This is a genomic window from Actinomyces bowdenii, from assembly GCF_017592395.1.
GTDB lineage: Bacteria > Actinomycetota > Actinomycetes > Actinomycetales > Actinomycetaceae > Actinomyces > Actinomyces bowdenii.
In genome coordinates, this window is record NZ_JAGFOU010000026.1 from 1 (window position 1) to 25,136 (window position 25,136).

The 25,136-nt window shown below is 71.0% G+C and carries 18 protein-coding genes and 1 tRNA gene; 9 read left to right on the top strand and 10 right to left on the bottom strand.

Annotated elements, in window-relative coordinates; all coding sequences use genetic code 11:
- Positions 1 to 1,350: 1,350 nt before the first annotated feature.
- The 4 genes from J5X07_RS10700 to J5X07_RS10715 all read right to left on the bottom strand — a co-directional run bounded on the left by J5X07_RS10700 (position 1,351) and on the right by J5X07_RS10715 (position 6,425).
- The gene (locus tag J5X07_RS10700; protein ID WP_208479794.1) at positions 1,351 to 3,303 is read right to left on the bottom strand and encodes a DUF6571 family protein; all 1,953 of its coding nucleotides are present in this window, start codon (positions 3,301 to 3,303) and stop codon (positions 1,351 to 1,353) included.
- Positions 3,300 to 3,596 (bottom strand): hypothetical protein, encoded by a 297-nt coding sequence (locus J5X07_RS10705; protein WP_208479795.1) that lies wholly within the window; start codon positions 3,594 to 3,596, stop codon positions 3,300 to 3,302. The genes J5X07_RS10700 and J5X07_RS10705 overlap by 4 nt, the downstream gene beginning before the upstream one ends.
- A 157-nt stretch (positions 3,597 to 3,753) precedes the next feature.
- Positions 3,754 to 5,127, bottom strand: coding sequence for a DUF4032 domain-containing protein (locus tag J5X07_RS10710; protein WP_124933857.1), 1,374 nt, complete (start codon positions 5,125 to 5,127; stop codon positions 3,754 to 3,756).
- A 170-nt stretch (positions 5,128 to 5,297) separates the two neighbouring features.
- Positions 5,298 to 6,425 carry an ABC transporter ATP-binding protein gene (locus tag J5X07_RS10715; RefSeq protein ID WP_124933856.1) on the bottom strand — a complete coding sequence of 376 codons (1,128 nt, stop codon included), beginning with the start codon at positions 6,423 to 6,425 and terminating at the stop codon, positions 5,298 to 5,300.
- Between the two features lie 286 nt (positions 6,426 to 6,711).
- Here J5X07_RS10715 and J5X07_RS10720 point away from each other — a divergent pair, with 286 nt between their 5' ends.
- The 5 genes from J5X07_RS10720 (at position 6,712) to J5X07_RS10740 (ending at position 11,992) form a co-directional block, all read left to right on the top strand.
- The gene (locus J5X07_RS10720) at positions 6,712 to 8,817 is read left to right on the top strand and encodes a serine/threonine-protein kinase (protein ID WP_208479796.1); all 2,106 of its coding nucleotides are present in this window, start codon (positions 6,712 to 6,714) and stop codon (positions 8,815 to 8,817) included.
- A gap of 242 nt (positions 8,818 to 9,059) precedes the next feature.
- Positions 9,060 to 10,016, top strand: a complete 957-nt coding sequence (locus J5X07_RS10725) for a DsbA family protein (protein WP_208479797.1) — start codon at positions 9,060 to 9,062, stop codon at positions 10,014 to 10,016.
- An 89-nt stretch (positions 10,017 to 10,105) separates the two neighbouring features.
- A tRNA-Thr gene (locus J5X07_RS10730) sits at positions 10,106 to 10,181 on the top strand.
- Positions 10,182 to 10,349: 168 nt separating this feature from the next.
- A complete protein-coding gene (locus tag J5X07_RS10735) occupies positions 10,350 to 10,685 on the top strand; it encodes a DsrE family protein (RefSeq protein WP_124933853.1) in 336 nt (111 codons plus the stop codon).
- Positions 10,686 to 10,780: 95 nt separating this feature from the next.
- Positions 10,781 to 11,992, top strand: coding sequence for a methyltransferase domain-containing protein (locus J5X07_RS10740; protein WP_208479798.1), 1,212 nt, complete (start codon positions 10,781 to 10,783; stop codon positions 11,990 to 11,992).
- Positions 11,993 to 12,041: 49 nt separating this feature from the next.
- On the opposite strand, the gene J5X07_RS10745 is transcribed toward J5X07_RS10740, so the two are convergent.
- Positions 12,042 to 13,391 (bottom strand): PAS domain-containing protein, encoded by a 1,350-nt coding sequence (locus tag J5X07_RS10745; RefSeq protein WP_208479799.1) that lies wholly within the window; start codon positions 13,389 to 13,391, stop codon positions 12,042 to 12,044.
- 1,258 nt (positions 13,392 to 14,649) lie between these two features.
- Here J5X07_RS10745 and J5X07_RS10750 point away from each other — a divergent pair.
- Both J5X07_RS10750 and J5X07_RS10755 read left to right on the top strand, forming a co-directional pair.
- Positions 14,650 to 16,002 carry a serpin family protein gene (locus J5X07_RS10750; protein ID WP_208479800.1) on the top strand — a complete coding sequence of 451 codons (1,353 nt, stop codon included), beginning with the start codon at positions 14,650 to 14,652 and terminating at the stop codon, positions 16,000 to 16,002.
- A gap of 116 nt (positions 16,003 to 16,118) precedes the next feature.
- Entirely contained in the window at positions 16,119 to 16,565 is a 447-nt protein-coding gene (locus tag J5X07_RS10755; protein WP_208479801.1) for a GNAT family N-acetyltransferase, read from the top strand.
- An 84-nt stretch (positions 16,566 to 16,649) separates the two neighbouring features.
- Here the strand turns inward: J5X07_RS10755 and J5X07_RS10760 are convergent, their stop codons facing one another.
- The 3 genes from J5X07_RS10760 to J5X07_RS10770 all read right to left on the bottom strand — a co-directional run bounded on the left by J5X07_RS10760 (position 16,650) and on the right by J5X07_RS10770 (position 20,851).
- Complete coding sequence (locus J5X07_RS10760; protein ID WP_208479802.1) at positions 16,650 to 17,435, bottom strand: HAD-IIB family hydrolase; 786 nt, start codon at positions 17,433 to 17,435, stop codon at positions 16,650 to 16,652.
- A gap of 167 nt (positions 17,436 to 17,602) precedes the next feature.
- A complete protein-coding gene (locus tag J5X07_RS10765) occupies positions 17,603 to 19,789 on the bottom strand; it encodes an NAD(+) synthase (protein ID WP_208479818.1) in 2,187 nt (728 codons plus the stop codon).
- Between the two features lie 252 nt (positions 19,790 to 20,041).
- A complete protein-coding gene (locus J5X07_RS10770) occupies positions 20,042 to 20,851 on the bottom strand; it encodes a DUF4352 domain-containing protein (protein ID WP_243896763.1) in 810 nt (269 codons plus the stop codon).
- Positions 20,852 to 21,023: 172 nt separating this feature from the next.
- Between J5X07_RS10770 and J5X07_RS10775 the strand changes: the two genes are divergently transcribed.
- Together J5X07_RS10775 and J5X07_RS10780 are read left to right on the top strand one after the other, a co-directional pair.
- Entirely contained in the window at positions 21,024 to 22,787 is a 1,764-nt protein-coding gene (locus J5X07_RS10775; RefSeq protein WP_208479803.1) for a sensor histidine kinase, read from the top strand.
- A 119-nt stretch (positions 22,788 to 22,906) separates the two neighbouring features.
- A complete protein-coding gene (locus J5X07_RS10780; protein ID WP_124933847.1) occupies positions 22,907 to 23,581 on the top strand; it encodes a response regulator in 675 nt (224 codons plus the stop codon).
- 22 nt (positions 23,582 to 23,603) lie between these two features.
- Here the strand turns inward: J5X07_RS10780 and J5X07_RS10785 are convergent, their stop codons facing one another.
- A complete protein-coding gene (locus J5X07_RS10785) occupies positions 23,604 to 23,939 on the bottom strand; it encodes a PspC domain-containing protein (RefSeq protein ID WP_208479804.1) in 336 nt (111 codons plus the stop codon).
- 100 nt (positions 23,940 to 24,039) lie between these two features.
- A complete protein-coding gene (locus J5X07_RS10790) occupies positions 24,040 to 25,047 on the bottom strand; it encodes a LacI family DNA-binding transcriptional regulator (protein WP_208479805.1) in 1,008 nt (335 codons plus the stop codon).
- Positions 25,048 to 25,136 lie beyond the last annotated feature (89 nt).

Genomic DNA, 25,136 nt, shown 5'->3' on the forward strand with positions numbered 1-25,136 from the left:
GGTTCTTGGGCATCGTGGGACACTCCTAGTGATTCTTGGTCGAACAGCTGGGCTCCCACGATGCCCACCCCAGCCACCCTCGCCGGCCAGGCCCGCAGGAATTGCCACCACACTACGAGACGCACCCCAACCGGAGCGCCGCTGCACATCTTCAGCCCGCAGCAGGCCGCCCCGGACCAGACGAGCCCCGGAATCATGCGGATCGACCAGGTGGTCGATTCTTGAAGATGTGCAGCACCGGGGGCGCCTCAGGGCACGCCCCGCCGATCTGGACGACCCTCCCAGCGCTCCAGAGCACTCCGGCCAGCAGGCCGCGCGGAACACACCAGCAGGATGCGGGGGTCGTCGGCAGAACGCCGGGGTCGTCGGTAGAACGCATGCCTCCCCGGGGTGCGATGTGCCGGCATCCCCCGCGAACTGCGGCGCCAACGAGGACATGCCCCTGGTGGCCGAGGAGCTCGGGGCCTGACCTGAGTCCTGCGGAGCCGGGTCAAACGTTTCCTGCTGGGTCACCCGCATTCCGCCTGCCGATACCCGCGCATATGGCCCAGCGGGATGCGGGTAAGCCAGCAAGCAGCGCCCTATAGAACTGCCGACGGAGCCGGGGCGGAGGCGCCCACGCGGTCAACGGCTACCCTCCCGTGGGGGCCGCGGAGGGCTCTGCAGGAGTAGTCTGCGCATCGGCGGTGGGATGCGCGTAGGGCGGTCTGGCCTCCTCCATGGTTCTGCCCCAGCCCGGGACCGGCTCCTCCCCGCACAGCCATGGCAGAGCCGATTGCGTGAGATTGATCAGATTCACCTTCGGATCCCCCTTCATCAGCGACAAGTCATGAGCGCGCAAGGCCAGGTAGTGATCCCCGCATGTGAAGAGGGTCGACCCGTAACGGACATCCGGACCCTTATCCACATTCGCCCGACCACTGCCCTCAACACCCTCGAAGGAGAAATCACTACCATACCGACCCATGGCCAGTTGCGCAGTATCCCACGGATCACGGCCATCATAGATGTACCAGAACTTCACATAGAGAGCAGAGCCACGCTCCCCCCAACTTCATCCAGCAAACGTACGCATCCTGCCCATTCCTTGGATAAGTCGTGACGTAATACCGAGAGCCGAACATGGCCTCCAAGGCCTCATCGGGAATACCGGGGCACCTACTGTAGCTCCCCTCATCGGTGGGCGCCTGCGTGCTCACCACCGCCTGCGTCGAGCGAGCTGACGGCGACGCAGCCCCATCAGCCCAGCCATTACAGGCACTCAGCATCACGCACAGCGCAGCAGCCGCCACACCACGCACACCAGACCTCATCCGCATATCCTCAACGCGACCGACATACCGCTTCTTCTCAACTGCCCCACCTATGTGACGGAGGGGTCATCGATTCAGGCTCTGCAGCGTTATATCCCTCATCAAAAGCATCCGAAATACTATTTCGGAAATCAAGCTCAGGACGTAACGGACTGGTCAACTGGCCAGCGATGCGCCGCAAGCCGTCCTGCACGTCAGCAGAATTAAGTTGCTCAGGACTCATCTCAGAAGTCAAAGGCTTCCCACTCGAATCGACAATCTTATCAACATTCTCATTAAAGCGACCAAGACCCCCGCCCGTGCGTGACGCCGCACCTTGGAGATCCTCAACATTGTACAACCCACTATTGAGGAGAGCCAGAGCGACCTGCCTGGAATTACCGCTCTTCGCTTCACTCTCTATATCCACCCCCTTATCCCTCGCCCCATCAAGACCATCCACCGCAAAAGGCTTCCCCTCGGAGACAGCCAGAGAGGCCACCGGACCCGCCACCGGGATAAGTCCAGCCGCGAAAAAGGTGACCGTTATTTGCGGAGCCCCTAATTTACCGCTACGCTCCCCGTGGACCATCAGCAGGTGACTGATAGCGCCGGCGAAGAAGCCATTGGTAGCACTCTGCTTCTCAATAGCCTCTTGAATGAGCTCCGGATCCCCTGTGGCGTTATAGACGGCGACCGCTTCCTGGAGCCGCTTGTCATGGTGATTGGTCATCACCTCACCCAGGTGCGACGACGCCTCGGGGCTCTGGGAGATCTGGCCCACGAGATACGTCAATGCCCGGTCGGCCAGCAAGGGGTTATATGATTTTTCCCCCGTGGCGGCATCGACCAGGCCCTCGATCGCCCCAATAGGATTTCCTGGCTTCACGGAACGATCAACCGCCTCAGGATGGCGCGCCACTATATGGGAGACCAGTTGGCGCCCTTCCTCCGATAGCGGGGGCGCTTCATTACCTGACCCCAGCCCATTGAGAATACCGGACACTGCGGTCGCTGTCGCAGACTTATCGAAGTCCCCCGTCTTCTCGTCGGGCGGCACCAGGCTCAATGGAGCCCCGTCATGACGATCGATCCGGTCCCCCAGGCGAGCCCAGCCGGTGGTCCACTGCTCATCCGTTAAGGCACCTTTCTCAATGAGCTGTTGAATGCGGTTGGCATACACCACCGACCCTCCATCACTGATGGCGTCCGGAGTCGCAGGGGCCGCCGGGGTGGGAATCAGCCACTCGCGACCAGCCTCCGGATTCCCCGTCATCGCATGAACCACACTACTCAAAGGATGCAGACGCACTGGCATCGCACTGCTTCTGACCCCCAGGCCATGCCCGGACACCAGTGGAGGCTCAACGTTTTCGAGCCGCTGGGCCAAGGCCACGAGCATCACGTCGCTGTAGTCCAGCCCAACACTCTCCAGAAGTCCATCACCATCACTGTCGACCTCTCTGGAAGCGGACAGTATCTCAGTCACAGCAACAGCACGACCACCGCCCCTCAGCACAGCATCCGCAAGGCCACCTGCGAACTCCTCGGAGTCATCATCCGCCCACATCACCGACGCGCTGGACAGGATCCTCCCCATCACCTCAACTACATCATTTCCCGCCGCAGGCCTGGGAGACGGCACATAACTATGGGGCAGATCATTAGACGCGAACCTCCCGCTCACACCCACCACGCAGTCAACAACCCCAGCCGCCCCCAGGGCATCCACCACCCCGGTCGCATACTGAGCATCATCCCCACCAGCACGCAAAGCCCCCAGCACCTCATCCCACTGCTCACCGGAGCCGCCCCACCTCACACGATCCGCCAACCGCGCCGCATCACCCCAGCCCCGCTCCGTCACTGACGAGACCCCGTCCGGTGCGCCACCCCCAGCGACCACACAGCCCCCACCAGGCCGCCAGCCCACACCCACAACACCACCCACCACCAAAGCGACAGACAGCACCACCCACACCACGCCACGCCCACCAGAACTCACACTCATGCCGTCATCCTGATCCTCAACACGGCCAGCATCTCATTCCTCTGTATTCCATTTATGCGAAGGCGGAGCAGCTTCCCTAGGATTTGTTGCATCATACCCTTCACCAAAAGCACTAGAAATGACGCCTTGAAAATCAAGAGCCGGGCGTGACGGACTGCGCAGAACTCCACCAATATTTCGCCCTCCCCGTCACCACCGCTCTCTGACAGGCCAGGGCCCATGTAGCTGTAGTTCGGGCTGGTATTGCTGCTGTAGTTACTACTAGTGCTGCCGCCGCAGACGCTGCAGGACATCAACGACCCCCTCCTGGATCCAGGGATACGACCAGGGCCGGCCGTGATCTGAATGTTACGTAGGCCACCTACCCTTATGTCAAGGGACTCAACCGCAGCAGCGAGCACCGCCCCACGCCCATCCCAGGATCACCGGCCCGACGCACCACGGGCGTTCCTACTCCCCCTTGAACCTCATGCCCGCGGTGAAGCCCATGGGGTTGGCCTCGTAGTCGGCCAGGGTCTGCTCATCGAGGGCCAGGAAGTCGGCGTCGTCGGTCAGGGGCTCGTCGTTCTCCATCTCCCCGACGAGGATGGCCTCCATCTCCTGGGTGTCGCCGCCGAGGTAGGCCCGCTCGTCGCGGTGCTGGGGCAGGACCGTGTGGACGTAGTCGGCCACTGCCTCCTCGGTGCTCACGTCACGCTGCTGGGCCTCCGACATGTACCACCGGTGCTCCAGGACCTCATGGAAGATCTCCGCCGGCTCCAGCTTGCGGCGCAGTTCCAGGGGCACGGCCAGGATCGTGGGCTCGAAGACCTCGGCCAGCCAGGCGTGGGAGACCAGTTCAATGGGATCGTCCTTACGGCCCATGATCGTGCGGTAGGCCTCCAGGTCGTTGAGCATGCGCTGACCCTGCCGCTCCTGGACATCCAGGCCCGTCAGCCGCATCACCTGACGGTGGTAGTGGCCGGCGTCCACCACCTTGGGCTGGATCGACAGCCTCGCCCCCGACGCATCCGTGCTCATCGTCAGCTCACCGACGTCGTAGCCCAGCTCGTTGAGCTCCTCGATGCGCCGGCGCACCCGCCAGCGCTCCTCCATGGAGAAGGACTCCTCGGCGGTCAGGACCCGCCACAGCTCGCCGTAGCGGCCCACGATCCGGTCGCCGATCTCGATGGTGTCCACACTGGGCTCGAGCAGCGCGCCTGCTTGGAGGTCCATGAGCTCGCCGATGATGTTGGTGCGGGCGACGTCGATGTCGTACAGGCGCTTGCCCTCGGTGAGCCCCTCGGGGTGGAGCTCACCGGTCTCGGCGTCCACCAGGTAGGCGGCGAAGGCCCCGGCGTCGCGCCGGAACAGCGTGTTGGACAGGGACACATCGCCCCAGTAGAAGCCCAGCAGGTGGAGGCGCACGAGCAGCACGGCCAGCGCATCGATGAGGCGCGTGGCGGTCTCGGGGCGCATGTACTGGCTGAACAGGGCCCGGTAGGGCAGGGAGTAGGACAGGTGCTCGGTGACGAGCACGGAGTTGAGGGGATCGCCGGCCAGGTCGGTGCGCCCCGTGATGACCGCCGTCGGCTGAACGCAGGGCGCCCCCAGGCGCACCAGGTCCCGCAGGAGCTCGTACTCGCGGTGGGCGACCGACTCCCCGATCTCCTTGACGGCGATGACGCGCTCGGAGAGGTTGACGAAGCGCACGATATGCCGGGACAGCCCGCGGGGAAGGGCGGCGAGGACCTCGGAGGGCCACTGCTCCAGGGGGATCTCCCAGGGCAGGTCGAGCAGCGCAGGGTCGATCGTCGCCGCGGTGATCTGCATGGACTGAGGCATGGCCCCATTGTCCCACCTCTCCACGCCGGGCGCCCTCCGACGGCCCCGAGGCATCAAGGCGTGGATCCCCTCACCCCCGGGCCGCTCCCCCGCCCCTCATCCCTCTCGCGCCGGTGCCCCGCCGCTGCACGAGGCAGCGACGGGGCACCGGGAATCAGGGCGGAGCCGGATCACACGGGCAGGCGCTCACCGGTGGAGGCCGAGAAGATGTGCTCCTGGCCGGGACGGATGCGCACGTAGACGGTCTCGCCGGGCTCGGGGGCGGTCCGCGGGGGAACGCGCACGATGATCTGGCTGGAGTCCTCACCGGAGCCGAGCTTGGCGTCGGAGGTCTCGGCGCCCACCAGCTCGCCGTAGATGTAGGCGTCCGAGCCCAGCTCCTCGACGAAGGACAGGCGCACCGGGATGGAGTGCTCGTCCTCGGCGGAGACCACATCCAGGGACTCGGGGCGGAAGCCGATGGTCACCTTGCCGCCGTCCTCGGGCTTGATCGCATCCAGGGTGGCGCGGGACAGCTGGATCCTGGCCGCGCCGATGGTGGCCACATCCCCCTCCACCGTGAACTGCCCCAGGTTCATGGCCGGGGAGCCGATGAAGCCCGCGACGAAGTCGTTGGCCGGCTTGTCGTACATCTCGCGGGGGGTGCCGACCTGCTGGAGCAGGCCGTCCTTGAGCACCGCGATGCGGTCGCCCATGGTCAGGGCCTCGGTCTGGTCGTGGGTGACGTAGACCGTGGTCACGCCCAGGGAGCGCTGCAGGGAGGCGATCTGGGTGCGGGTCTGGACGCGCAGCTTGGCGTCCAGGTTGGACAGCGGCTCGTCCATGAGGAAGACCTTGGGCTTGCGAACGATGGCACGGCCCATGGCCACGCGCTGGCGCTGACCGCCGGAGAGGGCCTTGGGCTTGCGGTCCAGGTACTCGGTGAGGCCCAGGATCTTGGCGGCCTCCTTGACCCGCTTGTCGATCTCGGCCTTGGGCGTGCCCGCGATCTTCAGGGCGAAGCCCATGTTGTCGTGCACGGACATGTGCGGGTACAGGGCGTAGTTCTGGAAGACCATGGCGATGTCGCGGTCCTTGGGCTGGACGTCGGTGACATCGCGGTCCCCGATGAGGATGCGGCCGGAGTTGACGTCCTCCAGGCCCGCGAGCATGCGCAGGGAGGTCGACTTCCCGCATCCGGAGGGGCCGACCAGGACGAGGAACTCCCCATCGGCGATCTCAAGGTTGAGGGCATCCACACTGGGGCGGTCATTGCCCGGGTAGATGCGCGTGGCATTGTCAAAGGTCACTGTTGCCATGAGGCCCTTCCCTTCACCGGCAGGTACGTGCCGGACGATCCGTGGTGAAAGGTGCCGATGCGTGTCCGCACTGACACATGCCACCCGGGGAGGTCGTCCCGGGTGACGGACACATGCTGTCACACAATCACCTCGATCACCAAGTGCTGCGCACCATCGATCAGCCCGGATCCCGGCCCGCGCCATTGCCGCGCCCGCGGCACTGCGACCCTCCTCACGGCCGGAGACGCCCAGGGGCCGGCCCTGCCCTCCTCCAGCCCTCCTCGCGACCGGTACTGTGGGGGTCATGACGCAACACCCAGATGCGCGCGGCAGCGGGCTGACCATGCTCAGCGGCCTGCGCGCTGGCACCCATCTGGGTGGGTACCGGCTCCTGCGCCGCCTGGGCGCCGGCGGCATGGGCGTGGTCTGGGAGGTGGTGGACGACGGCGGCAGGCATGTGGCCATGAAGATCCTCCACCCCCAGATCGCGGCGGACCCGATGGCCAGGCGCCGCCTGGACCGCGAGGCCGCCGTCCTGGCCCGCGTGCGCGACACCCGCGTGGCCCGCATCCTGGACATCGAGACCGGGGACGGCGAGGCCAGCCAGGGCGTCACCTTCGTCATCACCGAGCTCGTCGACGGCCCCACCCTCCAGCACGAGGTGGACCACGAGGGCGTCTACGACCTGGGCACCGACGCCCGGGACCTGGCCGATCTGGCCCACGGGCTGGTCACCGCCCTGCGCGCCGTGCACAGCGCCGGGGTCATCCACCGCGATCTCAAGCCCTCCAATGTCATGCTCGGGGCGCATGGGCCGGTCCTCATCGACTTCGGCATCGCCCAGGTGGCCGACGACGTGCGACTGACCCAGACCGGCCAGGTCACCGGCACGCCCGGCTTCATCCCCCCTGAGATGCTCGACGGCGGCGAGCCCACCCCGGAGGTGGACTGGTACGCCTGCGCCGGAGTGCTCCTGTTCACCGTCACCGGTCGGGCGCCCTTCGGCTCGGGCCCCTGGCAGGCGGTCTTCCGCCGCGTCTACGCCGGGACCCCGGAGCTGGGCTCCCTGGAGCAGGACTGCCCGGCCCTGGCCCGCGCCTTCACCGCGGCCCTGGCGCCCCGGGTGGAGGACCGCCTGTCCCCCGAGGGCCTCCTGGCCGTCCTCGACGAGATCGCCGAGGGCGGCAGCGGGCAGGAGGCGGTCCTCGAAGCACTGGGCCCCCAGTCCGACGATGGCCCTGCCGAGGACGATCCCGCGGCCTATGGCCAGCCGGCGTCCCACCCGGGAGCAGGCTACGGGTACGCCCCCGCCTCCGGCGCTCCCAGCGCCAGCACCGGGAGCCCGGCGGCCGCGGACGGCAAGAGCCCCTCCTCCGGCGCCTACGGGTACATCGGCTCCCCGGGCACCAGGAGCTCCTCAGCCGCATCCGCGCCCTCGGCCCAGGCGCCGGCCCCACCGCAGGCGCCGCCCGCTACCCCTCCCCGGATCACCCCCACCTCCCAGCAGTTGAGGGCGCCCGCGCCTCCGCCCTCCATCGCGCCGCACACCGCGCAGCGGCCCACCACCCCGCCCCAGGGCCTGGTTCCGCCCGAGGTCAGTGCGCCGCCGTCCAGCGGCTTCAGCAGCGGGGCGCAGGCCTCCTATCCGGGGGCCTACTCCAACCTCCTGTCCTCGGCCTACACGCCCGCCCCCGGCACCACGGGGGGCTACATGGCCGCTCCGGCCATCAGCCAGCCGATCCCGCAGCCGCCCCCGGTCGCCGTCCCCCTGGAACCGCGCCCCGGCACAGCCGCCCTGCCCCAATGGGCCCAGGAGCCGCGCAGGCACCCCGGGGTCATCGCCGCCATCGGGGCGCTCGTCCTCACCCTGGGCAACTTCGCGCCATTCTGGATGATGATCATCCTCACCGTGGTGGTCGTCCTGATGGGAACGGTGGGCCGGGCGCAGGATGCGCGCCGCTGGAGCCGCCTGCAGCGCGGCTCGGTCTCGCCCGGCGACACCTCGCGCATGTGGGCGGCCAGCCCCTGGTACTTCCTGCGCTCCCTCATGGCCACCGCCTTCGGCGCCGCCATCGCCGCCGTGGTCACGACAATGGTGATGATCAGCCTCATGAATCGCTTGGGCCTGCCCGAGGGCCAGGCCGAGCCCACCGTGCTGGTCTCCTGGTCCTTCGCCCACCGCATGATAATGGCCCTCATCTGCTGGGAGCTGGCCTACCTGGTCACCCTGTGGTTCATCCCCTGGGGGACCCCGGCCCGGCGCGGCGCGGCGGCCCTGGTCGAGCTCGTGGCGCCGAGCCGCGGGGCCCGCCTGCTGTGGATCAACATCCTGCTCATCAGCGCACTGGTCATCGCCTTCCTCCGCTTCACCGGGATCGCCACCTTCCTGACCATGGGGCCCTTGTGGTGAGCGCCCCGCACCTGGGGGCCCTGTCACCGGGCCGATCACGAACCGGTCCCCACAGCAGCGGCGGGGATGCTTCCCAGGGCCGTATCAGGCACAATGCGGACGATGGTCCTATCGTCCGGCAGTCGCCCGGCGGCTGTCCGACGACCGTCTCCCGACCGCCCGTCACCCCGATCACCGCCAGGTAGTCACTGGATCATCGCAAGACAATCGCAGCACGATCACCACCATGTGAGGAGCACAGCGTGGCCCCCAATGAGCCCCGTCCCACCAAGGCGCAGCGCCGCGAGGCCGCCAGAGCCAAGGCCAAGGCGCTGCGCGAGGCCGAGGAGCGCCGAGCCAGGCGCAGCATGATCACGCGCCGCAGCCTCATCGGTGCCGGCGCGCTCACCGCAGTGGGCACCACCGGCTGGCTCGTCTACGACCGCAGGCGCGACGCCGCCGAGGCGGCCGCCCGGGCCAGTTCGCTGCCGCCGGCCGGCGGGGGCATCGTGGAGGAGAAGGCGGCGAAGAAGGGGGTGCCCTCCCCCGTCCTGGCCGACGGCTCCTGGACCTATGGCAAGGCGAGCGCACTGGACTCCATCATCCAGGGCGCTCCGGTTCTCGACGTGTACTTCGACTACTCCTGCCACTTCTGCGCCGACTTCGAGACGCTGCACGCCCAGGAGATCAGCGCGCTCCTGGACGCGGGCCGGATCACCCTGGCCCTCCACCCCTCCGACATCCTCACCCAGGACTGGACCGATATGGTCATGAACGCCATGGGGCTGGTGCTCGACGAGGCCCCGGACACCGCCCTGGCCTTCCACACCGCCGCCCTGGGGTTCTTCTCCGAGGTCTTCGCCTCCAAGGACGGCAGCCGGCTCACCGTGGAGAACCTCGTGACCGCTGCCACCTCCGCAGGGGTGCCCGCCGATATCACCGGCAGATTCGACAAGACCTACAAGAACAACACCTACGGGCCCTGGACCGTGCTGGCCCAGGAGTCCTTCCAGAGCCGCGGGCTCGAGGGCACTCCCACGGTCTTCCTCGGCGGTGAGAAGATCGACCTGTCCACGCTGTCCTCCCCCACGGCCCTGACCGATCTGGTCGACGGCCTCGACGGCGCGGGCGCCGCCGGGGGGTCGGCGGGAGCGGGCGAGCCGGCGTCACCGGCCGCCGGCACCGGCGAGGACCCGGCATCCGCGGCGCCCACCGAGTAGGGCCCCGGCCGCCGACCCCGGCGGCCTCCGGCTTTCCTCGGCCGGTCGCCTGTGCCACACTGTCCCACGCATGAGCCCCGTGGGGCCCCGCCGCTTTAGCTCAGTTGGTAGAGCAGCTGTCTTGTAAACAGCAGGTCGTCGGTTCGAGTCCGACAAGCGGCTCCACCCAGCCCGGGACTCTCAGCGATCCAAGACGCCCAGCCCATGACCAGCACTGCGGTTCCCGGAGACAATCGAAGGGATGACTGACGAGGGCGGGCGCGGCATACGGGGTCCGTATCGCGCCGGCTCCCTCATCCCGCCCGGTGACGGTGGGGCGGTTAGGCTCCCACCATGAGCGGGCCGTTGTACCTCCTGCATGTCACCCAGGCCGATCGCTGGCCAGCAGTCCTGAGCAATCTGGCGAACCTGGCCGATCTGGGCTGTGCCGGGCGAGTCCGGGTGATGATCAACGGCACGGCCATCTATGTCCTCCAGGGCGATAACGACTGGACTCGCGCCATGCACCGCGCAGCCGAGGCGGGCACCGTCCTCGAGGTCTGCCAACGCTCCTTGGCCAACCATGGGATCGACCCGGGGAGCCTGCCGGAGTGGATCACCCCGGTGCGGGCGGCCATCCCCGTCATCGCCGAGCACACTGCGGCAGGCTGCACCTACATCAAGCCCTGACCGGCAGGCAGGGTGCGGAGGATAGGCTGTGCCCCCGCACCGACGCCCACGGCCGCCCGGGAGGATGAGATGCCGGTAGTGACAGGTACCCGCCAGTGACGGCGGCCGCCCGCCCCTCCCCGTGCGCCCTGCACGACGCCGGGGCCTGCGGCTCCTGCCCGTCCCTGGGCATCGCCCTGCCCGAGCAGCTGGCCGCCAAGCAGGCGCGCGTGTCCACGGCCCTGCGCTCCCGCGTTCCAGCCGGCGCCTGGCTGCCGCCCTGCGCGAGCCGGCCCCTCGGCTTCCGCAACAAGGCGAAGATGGCGGTCGCGGGCACCGCCGCCCACCCCGCCCTGGGGATCCTCGACGGCGCCGGGCACGGCATCGACCTGCGCGCCTGCCCCCTGCACGTCCCGGCCATCCGGGCCGCCCTGCCCCACCTCGCCCGCCTCATCACCGACCTGGGACTGACCCCCTACGATGTGCCGGCCCGCAGGGGCGAGCTCAAGCACATCCTGGCGACGGCCTCCCCCGATGAGGACCTCATGGTGCGCTTCGTCCTGCGCTCCCACCGGCACCTGGACGACCTGCGCTCAGCCCTGCCCCGGCTCCAGGAGCACCTGCCCCAGCTGGCGGTGGTCAGCGCCAATATCCAGCCCGTCCACCGGGCCGTCATCGAGGGCGATGAGGAGATCATCCTGACCCGCGAGGACCGGCTCCTCATGCGCCTGACCCTGCCGCCGACGCCGTCGGGATCCGCCACCGGCCGGGACACGCCCGCGGCGGGCATCGAGCTGCCGCTCCACCTGCCCACCCGCTCCTTCTTCCAGACCAACACCCCGGTGGCCCAGTCCCTCTATGCCACGGCCCGCCACTGGGCGGGGCAGGACCGGGCGGCGGGGCGGGTGTGGGACCTGTTCTGCGGGGTGGGCGGATTCGCCCTGGCCCTGGCGGGCCCCGGTCGCGAGGTGCTGGGGGTGGAGGTCTCCGCCCCTGCGATCACCGGGGCGCGCGACGCCGCCCGGCTCATGGGCCTGCCGGCCGAGCAGGCGCGCTTCGAGGCGGGTGACGCCCGCATCCTCGACCCGGCGGTGGCTGAGGGCCCGGACCTGCTCGTGGTCAACCCGCCCCGCCGCGGGATCGGCGAGCTGTCGCAGCGCATCGAGGCCTGCGCGGTGCCCCGCCTGCTGTACTCCTCGTGCAATCCGACGAGCCTGGCGGCGGACCTGGAGCGAATGCCGTCGCTGCGGGTGGTGCGCGCCCGCCTGTTCGACATGTTCCCGCACACCGACCACGCCGAGGTCCTGGTCGAGCTGGCCCGGGCCTGATCAGCCCGGCCTGATCAGCCCCGGGGCGGCGGCCCCGGAGCGCGGCGGCTCAGGCCTGCAGCTCGGCCAGGGCGGTGCGCACCTGGTCCAGGTGGGCGCCGGTGCGTTCGGCCTGGTAGGGGATGCTCACCTGGCGCAGGCTGGAGGCGAGGTCGGCCAGGCTGCGGGCCTCGGGGAAGCCGTCGCGCACCAGGGAGCGGGCGGTGCGCACGGAGGTCTCCTGGGCCGCGCCCGCATCGGCGGCCGCCCCCAGCAGTTCCATGAGGGGCGCATGGGTCAGGGTGAGGGACTCGGCCACCACGTCCAGCTCCCCGCCGACCAGCTCCCCTCGGGCCTCGAGCAGCTCGATCTGCTCGGTCAGGCGCACCGCGTCCTCCCCCAGGACCGTGCACAGCTCCTCCAGGGAGCCGACGGCATCATTGGCACCCACCTCATCCTGGCCCTCGATGATCTGGACGGCGAAGGTGCCGGCGGCCAGGTTGTGCAGGCGCGTCAGGGCGATGTCGAAGCGCACCGCATCGACGTCGCTGCGCAGCTCCTCGACCTGCCCGCGCAGCGGCCGCAGCTGCTCGACGCACTCCAGGATGAGGGCGTCGACCTCCCGGTAGCGCTCCTCCACCTCCTCGGCCTCCGGCCCGGCGCCCAGCGCCCGCACCTCGCCGCTGACGGCGCGCAGCGTCTGGCGCAGCCGGCCCAGGCGCTCGGACAGGCCGTTGATCTCCTCGGCCCTCCTGCCCAGCAGTCCGACCAGGCGCTTGCCCTCCTCCAGGACGCCCACCAGGCCGGCGGTCTCCTCCTCGATGGCGTGCATGGCCGCCAGGATCTGCGCCACCGGCCCCCGGGTCCGGGGCACGCCGGGGATGGCGGCGCCGGAGGCGAGCAGGGCGGCCACCTCATCGGGCAGGACCCGGCGGGTGAAGTCGGCGGCATCGCGGTAGCCCATCTCGGACAGCTCGCGCAGCAGCGCCGCCTGTCCCGCGGCGGCCGCCTCCCGGCGCGAGGAGCCGGCCCGGGCCGAGCTCCGCTCCACCTCGCGCACCCGCTTATAGGCCTGCTCGACGTCGTCGCGCAGGCCGGTCATCATCGGCAGGGTGCGCACCGACAGGTAGCCCCCGCCCGAGGGGACGATCGTGGCGAAGACCCGGTAGTGACCGCCGTCGGCGGAGCGGTTGGTGATGTAGGCGCATACGGGAGCCTGCTCCTCGATGCCCTCCCATACCGCTCGGAACAGTCCCGCGGGCATGTCGTCGTGGCGCACCACGCTGTGGGCCCGCCCCACCAGTGCGCCGCGCGGGTACCCCGACAGGCGCATGAAGGTGGAGTTGGCGCGGCGGATGCGCCCCTGAGCATCGGTGGTGGAGAAGAAGAGCTCGCCGGAGCCGAAGAGGTGCTCGACCATGAGTGACCTTCCGAGTGGATGTGTACCCGGTACCGAGGATCCAGGCTACCCGCCCCCGCCCCGGCGAAGGGCTCCTTCCCGGCGCGGGCCTCGCGCCCCTTGCCTCGCCACAGGCCTCAAGCCACCCCTACCCCTCCTTACTCCTTTCGACAATTTGCATGAGATCGTACTTCTCCAAGCCCGGAAAACGCCGATCTCATGCAAATTGTCGAAAGGAGGGGGCGGGGGCCTCTCTGCGACAGGTCCGGACGCCGATCTCCATCCGATGATCCTGCACGAGGCCAGCTGCGATGCGCTCGGTGGGTCGGGTCCGGGACCCCCAAGGTGTTGGGGCTGCCTGTTCTTGCTGCTGGGCGTTCCCCGTGATGGCAGGCCGGGCCTGTCCTGCTGCTGGCGGCCGGCGGGGCGCGGGGCCCGACCCGGTGCAAGAAAAGCGTCGTTTCGCGGAAAGAGCGTCACTTCGCGACTTGGACGACACCTACAAGGTACGTTCATTCCGCGACGTGACGCCCAAGTCGCGAAGTGAGGTCGAACTGGCGAGGAGGCGCTCTTCCTGCTCCCACCGATCGGCTGGCCCGCGCCGAGTCGGCCTGAGTCCTTTCCCGCAGGACGAGCTGGAGGGGCGGGGCCGAGCGATGCGGAGTCGCCGAGCCATCCCGCGGGTCGTGAGCGCCTCGGGTTCTCCCGGGGGCCTTGGAGTCTTCACCTACCGGCCCGCGCCCGGGGCGACACCGCCTCTGAGCCGGTATCGACCCGGGCTCGGGCTGACAAGGCGGGCCCGAGGACCCCGATGCTCTCACCACTGGTGGTGCTCAGCCGGCTCAACGGGCCGCGACCGTGCGGGTCCGGGACGGTGGTACCGGGGCGCCCCGCCCTCCCCGGGTTGCACATCTTCAGCGCCCGCGCCAGCCACCGGGACCCGACTTTCCCGCATGATCCCGTCGCCACCCGCGCTCAGGTTGGACTGAAGATGTGCAACACCACCACAGCTGCACATCTTCACCACCCCACAACCGGCCACCGACCAGAAGAACCGCAGGATGACGCGGATCCACCAACCCGCCCCCGTGATCCCCGCTATCGCAGGAGCCGAGCCGACTCATCACCGACCCCGATGAGACCATCTCAATCGATCCACACCACTGCTCCGCCACCGCGGCAGGATCCCGCTGGTCTCAGCGGCCATGTCGCTGGCCCGCGCCCCGGATACGGGACCTTCAGCACGGCGCCTCCCCCGCCCGGTCCCTAGGATGCTCCTATGAGTAGTTCCCGCATCCCCTCCCCCTCCTCTCCCTCCCGCCGCCGCCTCATGGCCGCCGCCGCCCTGGCCCCCTTCGCCGCGGGCCTGCTGGGCGCCTGCTCCACCAGGGCGGGGGCCGCACTGGGCTCCAGCGTCACCCACGAGACGATCACGCTGCCCGAGGTCTCCGACTCCCTGCCCGGTGCGCTGAGCGCCTGCGACGAGCTCGGCGCCGCCCTGCTCGCCCACCGCCTGCAGGACGAGCCCCACCGCAATGCCATGTCCTCGGGGCTGAGCCTGTCCCTGCTCCTGGCGATCCTGGCCGACGGCGCCACCGACCCCGCGGCGCAGGGCTACGACGCCCTCCTGGGCGCCTCGGGTGAGCAGCGCGACCGCACCTGGTCGGCGCTGCAGACCTCCCTGGGCCGCAACGACCGCGACCTCAAGGGCTTCTCCCCCGATGAGGTGCCCGCCGAGCCCCTGGTCCACCTGGCCAACCATGTGGTGGTCGTCGACGGCTTCGAGGTGGCGCAGTCCTACCTCGATGCGGTGATGAGCCTCTTCGCCACCGAGATCGAGCAGGTCTCCCTGAGCGCCATGAAGGGCAACCTCGATACCTGGGCCTCCCGGAACACCGCGGGCCTCATCCCGGAGAGCGCCATCGAGGTCCGTCCGGATCTCCGCCTGGTCGTGCAGAGCGCCCTGCTCTTCGCCGCCCGGTGGGAGACCCCCTTCCCGGCGGAGGACTCCAGCCCCCAGCCCTTCACCCTGGCCGACTCCTCCACGGTGGAGGCCACCTTCATGCATGACACCCGCTCCCTGCGCCACGCCCAGGGGCAGGGCTGGTCGGCGGTGCGCCTGCCCTACAGCGGTGGGCACGAGGGCTCCCAGACCCCTGACAGCCCTGAGGTCCCCGACCAGCCCGCCCTGGCCCTGGATGTCATCCTGCCCCAGAGAGGGACCCTGCCCGCGCAGATGGATGCGGCCTCCTGGGCCCAGGCCTCCGCGGCACTCGATAAGGCCCAGCTCGTGGATGTCGAGCTGTCCCTGCCCAAGGCCGACCTGACCACTGGCCCCATGGGTCTCCTGGAGGTCATCACCGGCCTCGGCCTGGACCCGGTGGGACTGGACCGCATCGCCCAGGATCTGAAGATCGACCAGATCGTCCAGCAGGTCCGGCTGACCATGGATGAGGAGGGGACGGTGGCCGCGGCCCTGACCGAGGCGGAGGCCATCGCGCTCTCGGCGCCGCTGCCGCCCGATGTCACCTTCACCGTGGACCGCCCCTATGTCCTGCGGCTGCGGGACCTGGTCAGCGGCATCACCCTCCTGGAGGCGGCCGTCATGAATCCCGCGGACAGCGAGGGCTGAGACCCGCAGGACGGCCGTCGCAGCGGCCGGGACGGCAGACCGCCGCGACGGCGAGCCCACCGGCCGGGGCGGGGGTACGGTGGTGGCACGAATTCACACGACCCAGGAGGGATCCCATGACCGTTGAGCTCCTCACCGCCTCCAGCCCGGAGGTCGTCGAGGCGATGGAGCGCCTCATCCCCCAGCTCTCCCGCAGCGCCCCGGCCCTGACAGCGGAGCAGTGCGAGGCGCTCATCTCCCAGGAGGGCGTCTACCTCTTCGCCTTCCGGCCCGATGCGCCCGACGGCGAGCCCGCCCCGATCCTGGGCATGCTCACCCTGGCGACCTTCACGATCCCCACCGGCCTGCGCGCCTGGGTGGAGGACGTCGTCGTCGACGCCGAGGCCCGTGGGCACGGCGCGGGCCAGGCGCTGGTGGAGGCGGCGGTGGAGCATGCCGCCCAGATGGGGGCCCGCACCGTGGACCTGACCTCGCGCCCCTCCCGGGAGGCCGCCAACAGGCTCTACCAGCGGGCGGGCTTCAAGCTGAGGGAGACCAACGTCTACCGCTACGCGCAGGACTGAGCCCTCCGGCAGGCGCCGGGCCCGCGCCCCCGGGAAGCCCGGGCCGCGTGCCCGGCGGGCTCCCCGGGGACGCGGCCTCAGGACTCACAGGAGGCGGTCCACCAGCTCGGCCAGGCCGCCCACGGTCCCCTCGCAGCACTGCGCGACCTCCGGCGGGGCCCAGGGCAGGGCGTAGGCGTGGTCGGTGGCCCGGTGCATGGGGATGTCGTTCCAGGAGTCGCCGATGGAGAAGGTCTCGATCCTGTCGCCCGTATAGGGGCCCTGCGGCCCCTGGAGCCGCTCCAGCAGGCTGCGCAGGCTCCCGCCCTTGGAGGCCCCGGCGGGAACGACGTCGATGAAGTCCTGGTTGCGGAAGCCCACGGCCTGCTCCGCCCAGCTCCGCTCGAGGTGGTCCATGGTGCGGGCCGCCAGGTCCTGGTCGGTGAAGCGCAGCGGCACGCCGATGAGCTGCTGCCCCTGGAGATCCTCACGGCGGGCGGGGGTGTAGAGGTTGAGGATCGCGGTGCCCGAGCCGATGGTGTCGTACAGGAGGAGGTCGCCCTCCAGGGTGGTGGCGAAGACCGTGACCCCCTGCTGCCCATCCAGGTGGTCCAGGAGGTCGTCGACCACCCCGTGGGGCAGGGTCGTCGCCTCCAGCACCTCCAGCCGGGAGTCGGTGACGACCGCCCCGGTGTACAGGATCATGTAGTCGAAGACGGCTCCTACCGGCGCGGCCACCTGCGTGAACGCGCTCCGGGAGCGCCCCGTGTTGGCGACCAGGATATTGCCCGCGGCGCGCCAGCGCTCCATGGCCTCCAGGTCGCGCTCGCCGATGCGCCCATCGAAGACGACGGTGCCGTCCATATCGCAGGAGATGAGTCGAGCAGTCACCGGTGCGCCTCCATTTCTTCCATGATGCCGCGGCCGTGGGCCTGTGGCGCTGCACTCCGCCCGATCCTGTCAGACGCGCCCCGCCACCGTCTCGCGATTGCCGCGCGATCCTCGGCGCGCCATGGCCAGGGCCGGGCCCCGGGGCGGCCGGGCGGGGCGGCCGGGCCTCACTGCCGCGGGACGTTGCGCTCCAGCTCGGCCAGCCAGGCGGCGCCCGAGGCGTCGGAGGGCATGCGCCAATCGCCCCGGGGGGACAGCGACCCACCGGCCACCACCTTGGGCCCGTTGGGCAGGGTGGAGCGCTTGAACTGGTTGGAGAAGAACCTGCGGTGGAAGACCTCCATCCAGTGGCGGATCTCGGGCAGCCGGTAGGCCACCCGCTCGGAGGCGGGCAGGCCCTCGGGCCACAGCCCCACCGAGGCGTCCGACCAGGCCTTCTCCGCCAGGAAGGCGATCCGGGAGGGGCGCGCGCCGCGGCGCAGCACATGCCACAGGGTGAAGTCCTGCAGGGCGTAGGGGCCGATGCGCGCCTGGGTGGACTGGATGGGCTCGCCCTCGGTGGCAGGCACCAGCTCGGGGCTGATCTCGGTGCCGAGGATGGACAGCAGGGTCTCCCCCACCGCCTCACCGAACAGGTCCTCGGCCACCACCCAGCGGATGAGGTGGGAGATGAGGGTCTTGGGGATCCCGGCATTGACGCCGTAGTGGGACATCTGGTCGCCCACCCCGAAGGTGCACCAGCCCAGGGCCAGCTCGGACAGGTCCCCGGTGCCCAGGACGATGCCGCCGCGCTGGCCCGCGATGCGGAAGAGGAAATCGGTGCGCAGCCCGGCCTGGACGTTCTCGAAGGTGACGTCGTAGACCTCGGGGCCGCGCTCGCCCCGCCCGTAGGGGTGGCGCATCTGGGCGAGCATCTGGGTGGCGGCGGGCCGGATGTCCACCTCCTCGAAGGTGCAGCCCAGTCCCACGGCCAGGGCCTCGGCGTTGGCGCGGGTGGTGGCACTGGTGGCGAATCCCGGCATGGTGATGGCGTGGATGTCGCTGCGGGGGCGCCCGGCCCGGTCCATGGCCCGGGTGGCCACGATGAGGGCGTGGGTGGAGTCCAGCCCCCCGGAGACACCGATGATGAGCCTGGGGCCGCCGATGGCCTCCATGCGCTGGACCAGGGCGGCGACCTGGATGCTGTAGGCCTCGTAGCAGTCCTGGGCCAGGCGGGCGGGGTCGTCGGGGACGAAGGGGAAGCGGTCGATCTCGCGGCGCAGCCCGATGTCGGTGCGGGGGACGCGCAGGTCCTGCCGGCCGACCGTGGTGGTCATGAAGCCGTGGGGGTGGGAGGCGTCGTCGTCCCCGATGCCCAGGGCGAGGCGGTTGTCGTCGAAGCTGCCCTGGCGCAGCCGCTCCGCCACGAGCCCCTCGATGTCGACGTCGACGACGGTGGCGCGCGGGCCGTCCGGGAAGCGCTCGGTCTGACCCAGCAGGGCGCCATTGTCGTAGACGAAGGTCTGGCCGTCCCAGGCCAGGTCTGTGGAGGACTCGCCCTGGCCGGCCGCGGCGAAGACGTAGGCGGCGAGATTGCGCGCGGAGGAGGCGCGCGCCAGGGCCATGCGGTCCTCGGCCCTGCCCACCGTGATCGGTGAGCCTGAGAGGTTGACGAGCACGGTGGCACCGGCCAGGGCCGCCAGGGAGGAGGGGGGCACGGGCACCCACATGTCCTCGCAGACCTCGACGTGCACCACCATCCCGGGCACGTCCTCGACATCGAGCAGGAGGCGCGTGCTGAAGGGGACGCAGGCGGGGCGGCCGGGCCGGGGACCGTCCCCGGAGTGCTCCGCGGGATCCGCCGCCCCATCGGCCACGCCTGCCAGCTCGATCCAGGTGTGCACGCCGGCGCCGGAGGCGAAGTACCGCTTCTCGTAGAACTCCCGGTAGGTGGGCAGGTGGGCCTTGGGCGCCACGCCGCGCACGGCCCCGCCCTGGATGACGACGGCGCAGTTGTACAGGCGGTTGCGATGCCGCAGGGGCGCGCCGATCACGATCATGGGCAGCAGGTCCTCCGATGCCGCCCGGATGGTCTCGATGGCGGTCAGGACCTCGGCGATCAGGACGTCGGCCAGGAGGAGGTCGTCGATGGAGTAGCCGGTCAGGCTCAGCTCGGGGAAGACGGCCAGGGCCACGCCCTGCTCGGACAGCTCCCGGGCCTGGGCGATGATCGCCCGGGCGTTGGCGGCCGGGTCGGCCAGGGCCACGGGCAGGGTGGCGGCGGCCACCCGTGCGAAGCCCTGGTCGTAGGCGGAGTGGAAGCTGATGGCGGGGCCGGTGGAGGCGGCTGCGCCGGAGGCGGCGGGGCCCGGCATGCTCTCGGTGCGCGCGGCGGTGATCGACATGCACCTGATCCTCCCATGCCTCCTCACGCCCTCCCACCCCCACTCGCGCCGCGCCCCGGATACGGGCACGGGCCAGGCGTGCCCGGGACGCCTGCCGGCCCGCGCGCGAAGGGCCGGTGGGGGCGCACCTGTCGGGTGCGCGCCCTCACCGGCCCTCCACGATTCCGCCGGGGCCGCCCGGCCTGCCCCTCAGTGCCGGCCAGAGCCCCGGAGATGCCGGGCTCAGCGCTGGTTGATCCAGGCCTGGCGGTCGCCCGACCAGGAGAAGACCGGCTTGTACAGCAGGACGTACTCCCCCGATCCCAGCTGCCCGTCGAAGCAGACATCCGCCGTCAGGGAGCCGCCGTCGATGATGCTTGAGGCGCTCAGGATGCTGTCCGATCCGAGGAAGCCCACATCGTTGATGACGCCATTGGGGTCCTGGAGGGACCAGTCGAAGGCGTTGACATCGATGGCGGACCCCGAGCTGTTGCTGATGGTGATGGTGGAGCAGGCGGTGGGGCCCAGGGTGGCGTCGCCGGGGGTCAGCGGGGTGGCGGTGATGGTCACGCCGTCGGTGGTGAGGGACTCGCCGGCCTGGACCGCCTTGTCCTTCGACTGCTTGCCGGCGAAGGCCGGTCCCTCGCCGGCCTGGTCGGCCTGAGCGGGCTCGCCCGCCTGGGGCTCCGGCTGCCCGCTCTCCGACGCGGCCCGCGCCTCCTGGGACCGGGTGACGGAGGGCGTGTCCGAGCCGGCCTGGCCGGCCTGGGGCGATTCGTCACCCGAGCCGCCGCCGAGGGCCTGGACCACCACGACGAGGGCCACCAGGGCACCCAGTCCGGTGAGGATCTTGTGCCGGGCGAACCAGGATCGCCGGGGAGCCGGCCCCTGAGCGCCGTGAGGCGGGCCCATGGGCGGGCCGTAGGCCGGCTGCATCGGCACCGGGCCGCCGGGGACCGGGGCCCCGTGGGGCCCGGGCTGGGCTCCCGGCTGGGGGATGGGCTGAGGATCGGGGATGCTGGCGGAGGGTCCTGCGGGGGCGTGGGAGGTCATGGGTGTTCCTTCTTCTACGGGGAGCCGGAGTGGCGCCCTGGACAGGCACAACTGTGTGCTCCCGCGCTGCGGCCCGGCATCGGCCGTCCCGGTGCGATGCGGCGCCGTTCGGTCATCGCGCCCTGGCCGAACGGCCGATGATGAGGTCCGAGCCGGCGGCTACCGTACGACCATGCCCCCTTCCTACCCTGCACCCTTCGCCCCGCAGGGGCAGGGCCCCATGACGGCGCCCGGCGCCTCCGCCCCGCCCGGCGTCCCCCAGCCGCCTGCCCAGATGCCCTCGCAACCGCCGGTAGCACCCCGGGCCTATGGTCCCCCGGCACCACCCGGGGGCCACTACCAGGCCCTCTCCGGGGCGCCGGGGCAGCCGATGCTCCCCGCACCGGGCGCCTACCGGCCCGCACGCCCCACCTACGGGCCTCCCCGGTCATCGGTGCTCCACCCCCAGCACCACCCCTCCCACTACCCGGCCCCGCAGGCGCCCCAGCCGCGGATGCTCCACCCGGGCGCCCCTCCAGGCCCCTATCCCGTCGCCATCCCCGGGGCGCATCCCCTCGCCTCCCCCAGTACGTATCCCCTCGCCTCCCCCTTCCAGCAGCAGGCCCCGCCGCAGCAGCCGGCATCCCGGTGGGACCCGAGGCTCACCCACTGGATCCTGCGCACCCTGGCCACGACCGGGGTCCTGGCCCTGAGCCTCCTGGCGGCCCTGATCTCCCTGGGCGGGGGCTGGGCCCTGGACCAGGCGCGGGGCACGGAGAGGCCCTCCCTGCAGATCCTGGAGCTCCTTGTGGCCCTGGCCCTGGTCCTGTCCCTGGCGGTGCGACGCCGGGCGCCCCTGGTGCTCATGGTGTGCTCGAGCCTGGCGGGCATCATCCTGGGCCTGGACACGACAGTGGGCCTCATCGCCTCGGTCACCTTCCTGGCGAACCGGCCCCCATGGCGCGCCGGCAGGCGCCAGTCGGCCCTCATCCTCGGGGCTCTGGCACTCCTGGCGGCGGGCACCGGCGCGGCCGTCCACCACGATGCGATGCGCGCCCCCTTGGGCATGTCCATACTCGCCATCTTCGTCCTGCCCAGCGTCGACGGCGATCCTGTGCGCGGGGAGATCGGCTGGTCGGCCCAGCTGGTGGCCACGGTGCTCATCGTCTCGATCCCCCTCATCGTGGGCACCGTCCTGGCCGCGCGCCGGGGCGAGGCCCAGGCGGCGGCCCAAGTGGCCGACGCCCGGGCCCAGCGGGCCCGCGCCGAGCACGAGGCCGCACAGGCCACCCGGACCACTGAGGCCCTCATGGACCAGGTCGAGCTGCGTGAGGAGCGCGAGCGCATCGCCCACGAGGTCCATGACGGCCTGGGGCACCGGCTCTCCCTGCTGGCGATGCAGGCCGGTCTTCTGGAGCGCAGCGCGGATGCGGCCACAGCGCAAAGAGCCCGGGCGGTGCGCCAGACCTCGCAGGAGGCCATGGGTGAGCTGCGCAGCCTCCTGGAGGTGCTGCGCGACCCGGGCGGAAGCGCCGGGCAGCCCGCCCCCAGGCTGGAGGAGCTGGCCGCAGTGGTCGACTCCATGGTGGAGGCGGGCACGCCCCTGAGCTCCTCCATCGTCCTGGACCGCCCCGCCCAGGCGGGCTCCGTGCTGTCCCACGCGGTCTACCGCATCGTCCAGGAGTGCCTGACCAATGCCTCCAAGCACTCCCCGGGCGAGCCCATCCGCCTGCGCGTGGAGGGCTCGCCGGAGACGGGCATCCACCTGCGCTGCTCCAATCGCCTCGCCCCGGCCGAGGACCGGCCCGAGGAGCCGGGCTCGGGCACCGGGCTGCGAGGGATGGCCCACCGGGTGCAGATCTGCGGGGGCCGCCTGCGGGCGGGCCCCTCACCGGAGGGGGAGTTCATCGTGGAGGTCGACCTGCCCTGGCTGCCGGGGCCCTCGCCGCAGCAGTGAGGGCCGGGCCGCGAGTGGTGCTCCCCCCTCGGGCACCCCCATCCTCCCCGCGGGGCGCGGCGCCCTGGAGGGGACCCCGCTTGGGCACTGGCGCGCCTGCCGTCTTCTACGCTGTGCACATGCCCGACTCCCTGCGCGTCCTGCTCGTCGACGACGACCCCCTGGTGCGCCAGCTCCTGCGCTCCCTGCTGGAGGACGATGCCGGCCAGCCGCCGATCACCGTCGTCGGCGAGGCCGGTGACGGCGGCGAGGTCGGCCCGCTGGTGGCGGGCCTGGGCCCGGAGGTCGTGCTCATGGACCTGGGCATGCCCCGTGTTGACGGGATCGAGGCAACGCGGCGCCTCCGCTCCCTGCCCGGGGCGCCGCATGTCATCGCCATGACCACCTGGGACCTGGACGACGCCGTGGCGCGGATGGTGGATGCCGGCGCGGAGGGCTACATCCTCAAGGCCGAGGCGCCGCAGGATGCGGCCCGGGCGGTGCGGGCCGTGGCCGCCGGGGAGATCGCCATGTCACCCCAGGCCCTGCGCAGCCTGGTGCGGCGCATGCGGGGCGACAGGGGCGAGGGCGACCGGCGCCGCGCGGCGATCGAGGCCGTGGGGCGCCTGACCCAGGCGGAGCGGGAGGCAGTGGTCCAGGCGGCCTTGGGGCTGTCCAATGCGGAGATCGGGGAGCTGCTGTTCCGCTCGGCCTCCACCGTCAAGGCCCAGCTCGCCAGCGCCCAGCAGCGCTTGGGGCTGAAGAACCGCACCCAGTTGGCGGTGCTGGCCGAGCGCGCCGGCCTCCTGCCCTAGATGGTTGATCGCGGGGTTGTGATCAGTGCGGGACGGGGCCGGCGGCATCGGCCTCCCCACCGACCGGGCCTCCCTGAGCGGGGGCCCCGTAGGCGGGCCCGGAGTGGAGGGGCTCCAGGGGCATGGCCGCCCAGGCCAGTGCGTAGGCCACCCACATGGGGCCGGGCAGGAGCGCGAGGGCGATGGTGGCCAGCCTCACGAGTCCGGGCGAGCGCCCCCACTGCCGGGCCAGGCCGCCGCACACCCCGCCCAGGATGCGGTCGTGGCGGGAGCGGGCGGGCAGCCCGTTGAGGAAGGAGGTGAAGGAGCTCCCATTGCGGGTGGTGCGGTCGGGGCCCGAGGGGTACTGCTGTGCCATGCCCCCAGTGTGCTGCGCCTCTGCCGCCACGGCTATCGGGGAGGGCCCTGATCCTCCCCTGAGAGCCTCCCAGCTCCCGCGTCGATACCGGTCCTCGCGCTCAGGCGGAGTGGCGCCTGATGAGGCGCCCAGGCAGAAAGGTGCGGGCCGGGACCTGCTCGCCCGCGATAAGGGCCAGCAGGTGCTCCGCACCGACTCGGCCCATGTCCTCCCAGGGCAGTGCCACCGTGGTCAGCGCGGGGCGGAGCTGGTCGGCGATGAGCCCCTGGTCGTCGATGGCGATGACGGCGACGTCCCCGCCCACCCGCAGGCCGCGGTCCCGCAGCGCCTCATAGGCGCCCATGGCCATGAGGTCGTTGCCGCACAGCAGCGCCGTCAGCCCGGGGGACTCCTCCATGAGGGCGCTGGCCGCCGCATGCCCCCCGCGGGCGGTGCCGTCCGCCCGCGCCGAGCGCACCGCCTCCCAGGGGATGCCCGCCTGGGCCAGGCCCTCCTCGCAGCCGGAGCGCCGCCCGGGCGTCGCCCCGCCGTCGTCGGGCAGCTCGATGACGCCGATGTCGCGGTGGCCGCCCTCCAGGAGGGCCTGGGCCCCCAGTCGCCCCAGGGAGTGCTCGTCAGGGCGGACCTCGGGGAGGCCCAGGGAGGGATCAGTGCCGTGCACGAGCACGGTGGGGATCTCACGGGCCTGGGGCGGCAATGAGACCCGGCGGTTCCGGCCGGTGGCGTAGACGATGCCCTCGATACAGGTTCTCAGGAGGGTCTCGAAGGCCTGGGGGTCCTCCTCCCCGCCGGCAGAGGTGGGCGCGATGAGCAGGGAGCACCCCGCCTGGCGGGCGGCCGAGCGGATCCCGCGGATGGTGGCCGAGCCCAGGGGGCCGGTGACGATCTCGGAGACCAGGCCCAGCTGCCCGGTGCGCTGGGAGGACAGGGCCCGGGAGCCGCTGTGGGGCCGGTAGCCCAGCTCTCGGGCGGCCCGCTTGACCCGCTCCCGGGTGGAGGCGGGGATGCGCACATCGGGGCGGTCGTTGAGGACGAAGGACACCGTGGTCCGCGACAGCCCGACTGCGCGGGCCACATCCTCCATCGTGGTCCTACGGGGGTTCTTCACCGCGTTCTCCTCGTGCATCGCTGCCGCCCCGCATCCGGCAGGGTGGGAGGGCGTGGGGAGGACAAGGAGGGAACTGGACCCTGCGGAAC